This window comes from Streptomyces sp. NPDC007084 (assembly GCF_040703595.1).
In the GTDB taxonomy this organism is placed as follows: Bacteria; Actinomycetota; Actinomycetes; order Streptomycetales; family Streptomycetaceae; genus Streptomyces.
On sequence record NZ_JBEYFY010000036.1, the window covers coordinates 55,537 to 66,803 of the forward strand.

General features: G+C 73.6%; 9 protein-coding genes. 6 read left to right on the forward strand and 3 right to left on the reverse strand.

Annotation, left to right across the window (positions count from 1 at the left end; translation table 11 throughout):
* Positions 1-11 precede the first annotated feature (11 nt).
* Positions 12-1,262, reverse strand: coding sequence for a D-arabinono-1,4-lactone oxidase (locus AB0912_RS25105; RefSeq protein ID WP_366703428.1), 1,251 nt, complete (start codon positions 1,260-1,262; stop codon positions 12-14).
* A 318-nt stretch (positions 1,263-1,580) separates the two neighbouring features.
* Between AB0912_RS25105 and AB0912_RS25110 the strand changes: the two genes are divergently transcribed.
* Positions 1,581-2,588 carry a hydroxyacid dehydrogenase gene (locus AB0912_RS25110; RefSeq protein WP_366703430.1) on the forward strand — a complete coding sequence of 336 codons (1,008 nt, stop codon included), beginning with the start codon at positions 1,581-1,583 and terminating at the stop codon, positions 2,586-2,588.
* A gap of 100 nt (positions 2,589-2,688) precedes the next feature.
* Here AB0912_RS25110 and AB0912_RS25115 read toward each other — a convergent pair whose 3' ends face one another.
* A complete protein-coding gene (locus AB0912_RS25115) occupies positions 2,689-3,534 on the reverse strand; it encodes an alpha/beta hydrolase (RefSeq protein ID WP_366703432.1) in 846 nt (281 codons plus the stop codon).
* 165 nt (positions 3,535-3,699) lie between these two features.
* Here AB0912_RS25115 and AB0912_RS25120 point away from each other — a divergent pair, with 165 nt between their 5' ends.
* From AB0912_RS25120 to AB0912_RS25140, 5 genes are all read left to right on the forward strand, one after another.
* Entirely contained in the window at positions 3,700-4,362 is a 663-nt protein-coding gene (locus AB0912_RS25120; RefSeq protein ID WP_366703434.1) for a pyridoxamine 5'-phosphate oxidase family protein, read from the forward strand.
* Positions 4,363-4,433: 71 nt separating this feature from the next.
* Complete coding sequence (locus tag AB0912_RS25125; protein ID WP_366703436.1) at positions 4,434-5,759, forward strand: radical SAM protein; 1,326 nt, start codon at positions 4,434-4,436, stop codon at positions 5,757-5,759.
* A 395-nt stretch (positions 5,760-6,154) separates the two neighbouring features.
* Positions 6,155-7,660, forward strand: a complete 1,506-nt coding sequence (locus AB0912_RS25130) for a cellulose-binding domain-containing protein (protein WP_366703438.1) — start codon at positions 6,155-6,157, stop codon at positions 7,658-7,660.
* Between the two features lie 264 nt (positions 7,661-7,924).
* Entirely contained in the window at positions 7,925-9,022 is a 1,098-nt protein-coding gene (gene rsgA, locus AB0912_RS25135; RefSeq protein WP_366703450.1) for a ribosome small subunit-dependent GTPase A, read from the forward strand.
* A 218-nt stretch (positions 9,023-9,240) separates the two neighbouring features.
* On the forward strand, positions 9,241-10,707 hold the full coding sequence (locus tag AB0912_RS25140; RefSeq protein ID WP_366703440.1) for an AlkA N-terminal domain-containing protein: 1,467 nt from the start codon (positions 9,241-9,243) through the stop codon (positions 10,705-10,707).
* 49 nt (positions 10,708-10,756) lie between these two features.
* Here the strand turns inward: AB0912_RS25140 and AB0912_RS25145 are convergent, their stop codons facing one another.
* Complete coding sequence (locus AB0912_RS25145; protein ID WP_366703442.1) at positions 10,757-11,125, reverse strand: PPOX class F420-dependent oxidoreductase; 369 nt, start codon at positions 11,123-11,125, stop codon at positions 10,757-10,759.
* Positions 11,126-11,267 lie beyond the last annotated feature (142 nt).

An 11,267-nucleotide genomic window follows, 5' to 3' on the forward strand; every position in this document is an offset into this window, starting at 1 on the left:
GTTGTCCGTGTTCAGGAGCGAGGCGGCAGGACGTCCTCCACGAAGGCGTTGGTGAACGTGCCGGCCGGGTCGAGGCTGTCCACCAGCGCCCGGAACTCGGGCAGCCGTGGATAGCGCTCGCGCAGCGCCTGTGCCGGCACGGCGAAGACCTTGCCCCAGTGCGGGCGCGGCGCGAACGGCTCCAGGGCCTGTTCCACCCGCCGCACCACCGGCAGCACGGCCGCCATGTCGTCGACCCAGGTGAAGTGCAGGGCCACGGTGTCCCGTCCGTACGCCGGGCTCAGCCACTGGCGGTCGGCGGCGACGGTCCGCACCTCGCAGATCTGGAGCAGCGGCGCGATCGTCCCGCGAATGGCGTCCAGGGCGTGCAGCGCGGCCAGGGCGTCGCTGCGCGGCAACAGGTACTCGGACTGCAGCTCGGAGCCGTTGCTCGGCGTGAACTCGGCCCGGAAATGCGGCAGTCGCTCGTGCCAGGGCCCCGGCACACCGAACTGTTCCGTGCAGTTGCGGGCGGGCATCCCCGGCACCGGATGCATCGCCTCGGTCGCGGGCGCCGCCCACGGGAAGTCCGGCAGCGGCTGGTCGGTGCGCCGCTTCAGCCACACCTGGCGGAAACCGGGCCGCCCCCAGTCCGTGAACAGGCTCACGCTGTACGCGTGGGACGCGACCTTCTCGAAGTCCAGTCCCTCCAGCGGGAGTTCGGTGAACACATGCTGGCTCACCTCGAAGTCCGCTTCCAGGTCGAGCGTGAGGGCGGTGACCACTCCGAGGGCGCCCAGGGCGGTCACCGCGCCGTCGAAACGGTCCTCGCCGCGGGTGATCGTCAGTCCGGAGCCGTCCGCGGTGATCAACTCGACCTCGCGGACGGCGGCGGCCAGCGACCCGTTCGCGACCCCCGAGCCATGGGTGCCGGTGGCGACCGAACCGGCCACCGAGATGTGCGGCAGGGAGGCCATGTTGTGCAGCGCCAGCCCCTTCGCCCGTACCCGGCGGGCGAGTTCGGCGTAGCGGACGCCGCCCGACACCCGTACCGTACGGGCCGCGGTGTCGACGTCGATCGTGGGCGGCAGCTCGGTCAGCGACAACAGGATGCCGTCGGAGCCTGGTTCGGCGATCCTGTTGAAGGAGTGCCCGCTGCCCAGCACCCGCACCCGGGGGCTCTCGGCGACCAGCGTACGGAGCGCGGCGAGCGTGGCGGGCCGGTGGAGTTCCTTCGCCGCGTAGGTGATGTTGCCCGCCCAGTTGGTGAGGGTCTGAGTCATCGTGCCGTTCCTCCCCGGATGTCCGCCGGCCGCCGCGCGTGCGCTGACCGCCCGGCGAACGTACCGCGCCGGTCCGCCCAGGTGGCAGACCTCTCCGTTGACCCTCTCACGCGCGGCGATCTAGCGTGGAGAGCGGTTGCCGACGGACCGCCGCTTCCGTCTGCCGCCTCCGGCCGCCGCCTCGGAGGAGCCCCGTCCCCGCAGGAGCCCCGTCCTGGGGGCGGCCCGCCCTCCTCGGAGGGGCTGCCCACCCCCGAGCCGACGGCCCCAGCACCGCCCACCCCCGAACCCGACCGCCCCCGAACCGGAAGGCCCTCCGTGCCGAAGCGCCCCGTCGCGATGTTCGCCATGACCGCCGAGAACGTGCCGCGCGTCTTCCCGCCGGACACGCTCACCCGGCTGCGTGACCTCGTGGACCTCGATCCCGACCTGGTGGCAAGGGACTTCACCGATCCCCGGGTGCGTGCGCGGCTCGCCCGCACCGAGATCCTGATCACCGGCTGGGGCTGCCCGGTCCTCGACGCCGACGCGCTGGCGGCGGCGCCGGAGCTGCGCGCGGTGCTCCATGCCGCCGGTTCCGTGAAGGGGTTCACCACGCGGGAGGTGTGGGACCGGGGGATCGCCGTGTCGTCGGCCGCCGACGCGAACGCGCTGCCCGTCGCCGAGTACACGCTCGCCATGATCCTGCTCGCCGGCAAGAACGTCTTCGCGTTCCGGGACCGCCTCCGTGCCGAACGGGCCTTCCCCTACGGGGAGATCCTGCCCGGCGTCGGCAACTTCGGCCGCCGGGTCGGCGTCATCGGCGCCTCCCGAGTCGGGCGTCGCCTCATCGAGCTGCTGCGCCCCTTCGACCTGGAGGTGAGCCTCGCCGACCCCTACGTCGACCGGGCCGGTGCGGCGGCCCTCGGCGTGCCGCTGCTGCCGCTGGACGCCGTGCTCGCCGGCAGCGACATCGTCACCGTCCACGCCCCCGAGACACCCGAGACCCGGCACCTCGTCGGCCGCCGCGAACTCGCCCTGATGCCAGACGGATCGGTCCTCGTGAACACCGCGCGCGGCTCCCTCGTCGACCACGAGGCCTTGGTCGAGGAGCTGCGCTCCGGCCGGATCAGCGCGATTCTCGACGTCACCGACCCCGAGCCCCTCCCGGCCGCCTCCCCGCTCTTCGGCCTCCCGAACGCCTTCGTCACCCCTCATATCGCCGGTTCCCAGGGCAACGAGGTCGCCCGGCTCGGCGCGACGGTCCTGGGAGAACTGGAACGCCTGCTGTCGGGGCGGGAGTTGGAGTTCGGCGTCGACGCGGGGGAGCTGGACCGGGCCGCCTGAAGGCGGCTTCGCGGGCGGGACGCGGCCCGAGGCCGGCCGGGGCACCACCCCACACCCCGCCTGGCCGGGTGCCCGGGTCCCCGGGCGGCGACCACCCGCCCTACCGCTGTCGCGCGAGGAAGCCCGCCGTCGTCCCCACGAACTGCTCCGCGTCGTCCAGCCACGGAAAGTGCCCGGCCCCGGGCTGGACGACCATCTCGGCGTGCGGGAACACGGCGGCGACCTCGGCGACGGCGGAAGGCGGGGAGTTCAGGTCGACCTCACCGGCGAGCACGAGCACCGGGCACGACAGACGGGCGAGCGCCGCCCGGGTGGCGTCCGGGGTGAACGCGCCGTCCCCGTAGCGGGCCGCCGCCTCCTGGTTCCGGTGCGCGTCCTCCGCGGCCCGGTGCGCCCGGGCGTCCTCGTCCCAACGCCCGTACCAGAAGGGCGCGATGGCCAGGAACGCCTCGGCGTCCCCGTCCCCGGCGACGATCCGCTCCAGCGCCGCGAACGCCTCCGGGAACCACGGCTCCGCGTGCCGCAGCAGCGCCGTCTCCCGCCGGACGGCGCCGGTGATCTCGACGCCCACCGCGTAGGGGCTCGGCGTGATCAGCGCGAGCCGCGCGACCCGCTCCGGGTGCCGCTCGGCGTACAGCACCGCCAGGTTCGTACCGGCGGAGTGGGCGAGCAGGTCGAGCCGGTCCAGGCCGAGATGCTCGCGCAGCGCCTCCACGTCGTCCACGAGCCGGTCGCAGCGGTAGGTGGCGGGGTCCTCGGGGACCGCGGACCCGCCCGTCCCGCGCGGGTCCGCCAGGATCAGCCGCCGGTGCGCCGACAGCCCGCCCAGCTCACCGAGGTAGGAGCAGTCCTGCATCGGCCCGCCCGGCAGACACACCAGGGGCGGCCCGTCCCCGAGCACTTTGCAGGCCAGCTCTGTCCCGTCGTACGCGGCGAAGGTCGGCATGGTCGCGACCCTGGCAGCGGAGCGGGAGCCGCGCAAACGACTTCCGGGCGGGCGAGGGGACCAAAGCCTGCACGGCGGTGCGGATACGGTGGTGAAGTGGCGTGCGTACGACTATTTCGGTTGAGTCATGTCCTGACGGCGGCCGATATCGTTACTCTCTCGCGCATGACCTATGGACCGCTCCCCGACAGCGACCTCACCCGGCACCGCCGCCTGCGCGAGCAGGGCAGTCTCGACCGGGCCGACCTCGACGCGATCCTCGACGCGGGGTTCGTCTGCCACCTCGGGGTGATCGTCGACGGGCGGCCCATCGTGGTGCCGACGGTGTACGGGCGGGGCGAGCGCGACCTGTACGTCCACGGGTCCGTGGCGAGCCGGAGCCTCGCGGGCGACACCCCCGTGTGCGTCACCGTGACGCACGTCGACGGGCTCGTCCTCGCGCGCTCGGTCTTCGAGCACGGGGTGAACTACCGCAGCGCGATGATCCACGGGGTGCCCCGGAAGATCACCGACCCCGACGAGAAGACCGAGGCGCTGCGCCTGCTCACCGAGCACGCCACTCCCGGCCAGTGGGACTACGCGCGCCGCCCCAGCCGCAAGGAACTGGCCGCGACCACCGTGCTCGCGCTGTCCCTCGAAGAGGCCTCCGTCAAGATCCGCACCGGCGCCCCGGACGACGGGGACGGGCCCGACGCCGCACTGGGCCTGTGGGCCGGCACGCTCCCGCTGACGGCCAGCTGGGGCGCGCCCGTGCCCGACCCCCTGCTGCCCTCCGCGCCGCCCGCCCCGGACCACATCGCGCGCCGGGAGGGGACCCGGCACGGCTGACGCGACGCCGGGGGCATACCGTGAGGAGTCGAACACGACAGACGAAGCAGGTCGGGAGCGAGGAGAACGGGATGGGCAGCCGCACCGCGCTGGTCGAGGATCTGATGGAGCGGTTCCCGCACGTGCCGCGGGAGGCCGTCTTCAAGGAGGACCTGCTCCGCGGGGGTGTGGCCTTCGACGCCTCGGCCCTCAGCGACAACGAGAACGGTGAGGTCAAGCCGAAGTCGTACTTCATCTTCTCCTTCGACCACGGCACGCTCCCCGAGCTGGGCGAGGCCGCGCTCCGGCGCCCGCCCGAGGAGATCATCCTCACCGGCGGTCCGTACGACCTGCGGCGCACGGTGGTCTCCGTCCGCGTCAACCCGTCCTCGCCCTACCGGGTCGCCGCCGACGACGACGAGGGCGTCCTCGGGCTCTATCTCGACGGGAAGCGGATCTCCGACGTCGGCGTGCCGCCGATGCCCGAGTACTACCGGCACAAGCTCTCCAACGGGAAGTCCGTGATGGAGGTGGCGCCGACGATCCAGTGGGGCTACCTGATCTACCTCACGGTGTTCCGGGTCTGCCAGTACTTCGGCGCCAAGGAGGAGTGCCAGTACTGCGACATCAACCACAACTGGCGCCAGCACAAGGCGGCCGGCCGCCCCTACACCGGGGTCAAGGACGTCGAGGAGGTCCTCGAAGCCCTGGAGATCATCGACCGGTACGACACCGCGAAGGCGTCCACCGCCTACACCCTCACCGGCGGGGCGATCACCAAGACGGTCTCCGGCCGCGACGAGGCCGACTTCTACGGCCACTACGCCAAGGCCATCGAGGAGCGGTTCCCCGGCCGCTGGATCGGCAAGGTGGTGGCCCAGGCGCTGCCCCGCGACGACGTCCAGCGGTTCAAGGACTACGGCGTGCAGATCTACCACCCCAACTACGAGGTGTGGGACGAGTACCTGTTCAAGATGTACTGCCCCGGCAAGGAGCGCTACGTCGGCCGGGACGAGTGGCACAAGCGCATCCTCGACTCCGCGGAGATCTTCGGCGCGCGCAACGTGATCCCCAACTTCGTGGCGGGCGTGGAGATGGCCGAGCCGTTCGGCTTCACCAGCGTCGACGAGGCCATCGCGTCGACGACCGAGGGGCTGCGCTTCTTCATGTCCCACGGCATCACCCCCCGCTTCACCACCTGGTGCCCGGAGCCGACGACCCCGCTCGGCAAGGCCAACCCGCAGGGCGCGCCGCTGGAGTACCACATCCGTCTGCTGGAGGCCTACCGCGCCACCATGGACGACTTCGGCCTCAAGTCGCCCCCCGGGTACGGGGAGCCGGGTCCGGGACGCGCGGTCTTCTCCGTCAGCTCCTTCATGGACAGCCTCCCCGCGCAGGAGCCGGCCCCCCAGGTCTGACCGGCGCTCTCACCCTCTCCTGTACGTGCCGCACGCGCCGCCCGGGTCCGCCCCGTCGGCGCGCGCGTGGCACGACGAACGACGAACACCCCCGCCCGGACCGGACGTTGGCCCCCGCCCGGACCGGACGTTGGCCCGGCGTCCGGGACGGACGTTGACCCCGCGTCCGGTCCGGGCGGGTTCGCGTGCCGTGCGTGGCCGCCCTCGGCGCGGGAACGCGGAATCACCGGCGCGTGACCGTCCGGTCGCGCGATGTGAGGGAACGGCTTGTCAGTTGTGTCGGAGCCGTGAAAGGCTCGGGCCCGTTGTCGGGAAGTTCTCCAACTGCCCGGTCCGGAGGCCGAGTTGGGCGTTACCTGACGTCGCACACGAACGCAGTGGATGCAGGAGCCCGCATGCCCGACCTGCCGACCCCCCGGGACGCCGCCGAGGCCGCGTTGTTCTCGGAGTGCTGGGACGCGGTCCTCTCGTACGCCGACCTGTGCTCGTCCGGTTCGGCCGCCGCCACCCAACTGGCCACCGAGGCCTTCACCCACGGCGTCCACGAGGCCCGCGCCGCCGAGGCCCGGGCGCGGAACACCGGCCGCAGGACACCGGGGCTGCCCCGGATACCCCTGCTGCTCGGTTCCGTTCGCACCACCGCCGCCGGCTGGGAGGCGCACGGCCAGGGACACCGGCTGGACCCCGACCTCAGGCTCTGGCTCAACTCCGCGAAGGCCGCCCGCTACACCGGGCCCCCGCTGCACCGCCCGATCGCGCTGCGCGGCCTCAGAGACCTCCAGGAAGCCGACGCCACCCTCCTGTGGCTGGTCGAGGTCGAGGCCCTTCCGCTGCCCGCCGTGGCCCGGCGGCTAGGCCTGGACCCGGTCGCGGCGGCCGGGGAACTCGGCGAAGTACGCGCCCTGTTCAGGGACCGCTGCCACCGCGGCCACCTCGACACCCCGATGGACGCCGCCTGCCGCAGCTACGCCCGCCTCCTCGACGCCGTCACCCGCTCCCCGGCGGCCGAGACGCCCGAAGACCTCTCCCGGCACCTCGCCCAGTGCGCGGAGTGCGCCGAGGCTGCCGCCTGCCTGCGCCTGCACGGCGGCGGACTGCCCGCCGCCCTCGCGGGCGGCGTGATCGGCTGGGGCGGCCTCGCCTATCTCGAACGCCGCCGCCGCGCCGCGGAAGCCGGACTCCGCGGCGGACGCACCGACGCCACCGTGGACACCGGTATCGCCGACAACCGGGAGGCCGCGCCACGCATCGGCCGCACCGGCGTGCTGGCCGCCGCCCTCGTCGTCTCCGGCCTCGCGCTCGCCGTCTCCCTGATGCCCTTCGGCGCCGACGACGGCCCGCAGGCCGCGCCCCGCGCCGACGGGCCCGCCGCCGAACAGCCGGTGGCGGCCCCGGCGCCGCCCGCCCCGGCCGTCTCCTCCCCGCCGGCCACCACCCGCGCCGACGGCACCCTCGTCTCGCCCGAACCGACCGGGCCCACCGCCGACGCCCGCCCCGCCCCCGAAACCCAGGGCCCGTCCACGCCTCCGGCCCGCGCCGTCGACCACACCGTCCCGGACCCGGTGCGCGACTCGGCCTGCGAGGCCGCGTACACCCTCGTCAGCGAATGGCCCGACGGCTTCGAGGCCTCCGTCACCGTCACCACCGCCGAGCCCCTCGACACCTGGCGGCTCGCCTGGACCTTCGGTGACGGCCAGCGCGTCACCCAGATGTGGGACGGCACCCCCGACCAGCACGGCGCCCACGTGACCGTCACCCCCGCCGACTACAACAGGACGGTCCCCGCGGGCGGTTCGGTCACCGTCGGCTTCCTCGGCTCCCGGCAGCACACCAACACGCCACCGGGCACGATCTCCCTCAACGGGGCGGTCTGCGCGCCCGCGCACACGCGCTCGCCGTAAATCGATGGCGCCGCCGCCGAGGGGTCCCTACAGTTGGCGCAGTCGGAGCGACGACGACCGTCGTCGCGGATGACGTCGAGCGCGCGTGATCGCGCGCGGAGGAGGTGTGAACGATGGCTGTCTTCGAGACGGGCCCTGCCCGCGTCCAGAAGTTCATCACGTCCACCTCCGTGGCCACCGGCTGACCTTCCACTTCCTTCGCGCCGCCGAGCGCGTCGCCGGGGCCGCCCTTGTGAAGGGTCTCCCTTGACTTCCAGCTCCGCCCTGCCCACCTCGTCCGCCTCCCTGGCCCCCTCCCCGCTCGCCGCCTACGGCTGGGACGACGCCTGGGCCGACGAGTTCGCTCCCCACCTCGCCGAAGGTCTCGTCGCCGGACGCGTGATCCGCGTCGACCGCGGCCAGTGCGACGTGGCCACCGCCGACGGGGTCATCCGCGCGGACACCGCGTTCGTGACACCGCCCGACCCGATGCGGGTGGTGTGCACCGGCGACTGGGTCGCCGTCGAACCCTCCGGCGAGCCCTGCTACGTACGGGCGTATCTGCCGCGCCGTACCGCCTTCGTGCGCTCCACCTCCTCCAAGCGCTCCGAGGGGCAGATCCTCGCCGCCAACGTCGACCACGCCGTCGTCGCCGTGTCCCTCGCCGTCGAACTCGACCTCGGCCGGGTCGAACGCTTCCTCGCCCTGGCCTGGGAGTCCGGCGCCCAGCCGGTGGTCGTCCTCACCAAGGCCGACCTGGTGCCCGACCCGGCCACGGTCGGACACCTCGCCCAGGACGTGCGGACCGCGGCGCCGGGCGTACCGGTGCTCACCGTCAGCTCCGCGACGGGCGAAGGGCTCGACGTCCTGGAAGCGGTGCTCGCCGGCGGGACCGCGGTCCTCCTCGGCCCGTCCGGCGCCGGGAAGTCCACCCTCGCCAACGCCCTGCTCGGGGAGGACGTCATGGAGGTCCAGGCCACCCGTGACATGGACGGCAAGGGCCGGCACACCACGACCACCCGCAACCTCCTCGTCCTGCCCGGTGGCGGGGTCCTCATCGACACCCCGGGGCTGCGCGGCGTGGGCCTGTGGGACGCCGAGACCGGTGTCGGGCAGGTGTTCGCCGAGATCGAGGAGTTCGCCGCCGACTGCCGCTTCCAGGACTGCGCGCACACCGCCGAGCCCGGCTGCGCGGTACTGGAGGCCGTCGAGTCCGGCGACCTGCCGGAACGCCGCCTCGACAGCTACCGCAAGCTGCTCCGCGAGAACCAGCGGATCGTCGCCAAGACGGACGCCCGGCTCCGCGCCGAGATCCGCCGCGACTGGAAGCGCAAGGGCGCGGAGGGCCGCGCGGCACTGGAGGCCAAACGGGGCCGCTGGTAACCGGCCCAGGGCCCCCGTCCGCCGCCCCCCGCCCGCCGTCCCGACGGTGAGCCAGATTCTCTGGCCCGCTGCCGGGCATGGATGTGGGCGGGGCGGGGCGGGGCCGGGGTTCGGCGACGTCACGCCGGGCTTCGCCCCGGTCCGGGGGAGTGGCGCCACCTCAACGCGGTGTCCGATTTCCGCCAGCTCGGTGGTTCGTTCCGGGCCACACTGGAAGGGTGAGCGACGAGGACACCAGGTACGAGGCCGTGCGGAGCCGGGACGCCCGTTTCGACGGGGAGTTCTTCTTCGCCGTACAGACGACCGGGATCTACTGCCGGCCCAGCTGCCCCGCGGTGACGCCGAAGCGGCAGAACGTCCGTTTCTACGCGACGGCCGCCGCCGCGCAAGGCTCCGGCTTCCGGGCCTGCCGCCGCTGCCGCCCGGACGCCGCGCCCGGTTCCGCCGAGTGGAACGTACGCGCCGATGCCGTCGGCCGCGCCATGCGCCTGATCGGCGACGGCGTGGTCGACCGCGAGGGCGTCGCAGGGCTCGCCGCCCGGCTCGGCTACAGCGCCCGCCAGGTGCAGCGGCAGCTTACCGCCGAGGTCGGGGCGGGCCCCGTGGCGCTCGCCCGTGCCCAGCGCGCGCACACCGCCCGTGTTCTGCTCCAGACCACCGGCCTGCCCATCACACAGATCGCCTTCGCGGCCGGCTTCGCGAGCGTGCGCCAGTTCAACGACACGATCCGCGCGGTCTACGCGTCCACGCCGAGCGAGCTGCGCGCCGCCGCGCCCCGCACCGGCCCCACTCCCCGCAGCGCGCCCACGCCCACCTCGGACGCCCCCCTCTCGGACGCCCCCGCCGCAGGTATCCCCCTCCGGCTCGCCTACCGCGGCCCCTACCGGTCCGCCGCCGTCTTCGACCTGCTGGCCGCCGAGGCCGTCCCGGGCGTCGAGACCGTCACCGGCAGCCGCGGCCGGCGCACGTACCGCCGCACCCTGCGGCTCCCGTACGGAACCGGAATCGCCGAAGTCGACGAGCGGCCCGGCGGGGGAAGCGGCCGAAGTGCGTCCGCCGGGCGCACGGCACACCTCGCCCACCGGTCCGAGGGGAACCCGGGCGGCTGGCTGGACGCCCGGCTGCACCTCACCGACCTGCGCGACCTCACCACCGCCGTCCAGCGCTTGCGCCGCCTGTTCGACCTCGACGCCGACCCGTACGCCGTGGACGAACGCCTGGCCGCCGACGCCCGGCTGGCCCCGCTCGTCGCCGCCCGCCCGGGGCTGCGCTCGCCGGGCACCGCCGATCCGCACGAGCTGGCGGTACGCGCGCTGGTGGGGAAGGCGGAGGCCGAACGCCTCGTGCTGCGCTACGGGAAAACGCTGGACGCCCCCCACGGCCCGCTCACGCACCTCTTCCCGGAAGCCGCCGTCCTCGCGCAGGCGGAGCCGGCCGGCCCCCTCGGCGCCCTGACCACGGCCCTCGCCGACGGCGCCCTGCGTCTCGACCCCGGCGCGGACCGCGACGAGGCGGAGCGGTCCCTGCTCGCCCTCCCCGGCATGGACGGCACCACGGCCACCGTCATCCGTACCCGAGCCCTCGGCGACCCGGACACCGCACCCCCGGACATGACCACCCCGGACGCCTGGCGCCCTTGGCGCTCGTACGCGGTCCAACACCTGCGGCTGGCTGGGGAGTTGTAGCGGTACCCAGTCGCCAGGCCGGCGGTCGGCGGCCCGGGGCGCAGGCCGTTCAGTCCTCCAGGCCCCAACTGTGAATCCTGCGCGGGTGGATCCGGATCAGTTCCTCGCTGAAGTGCGGGCCCAAGTCGTGCTTCCCCGTGAGGAGTTCGGCCTCCCCGCGGATGTCGAGGCCGCGTACCTTCCACGGGGTCACGCTCACGATGTCGTCCACGACCAGCGCGACCTTCGGGTTCTTCTGGAGGTTGCGCCACTTCTTGGTCGTCCCCATGGCGTACCCGCCGATCAGGATCGTCCCGTCGTCCTGCGGGAAGAAGCCGACGGGGTTGGCCTGGGGCTGCCCGAGCGGGTCCACGGTGGCCAGCCGGCCCAGCCGCTGCGACCTCAGGTACGTACGCTCCGCCTCGCTGAATTCGGTCATGACAGCAGCCAAACACGCCCCCGGCCCTCGGCGCATCGGGTTCCGGACCTAGGGTGTGTCCGCAATGTCGGTGGGGAGCCAGAGTCGTAGGCAGGCGATGGTGACCAGGGCTTTGTAGTGGCGGGCTCGTTTGTCGTAGCGG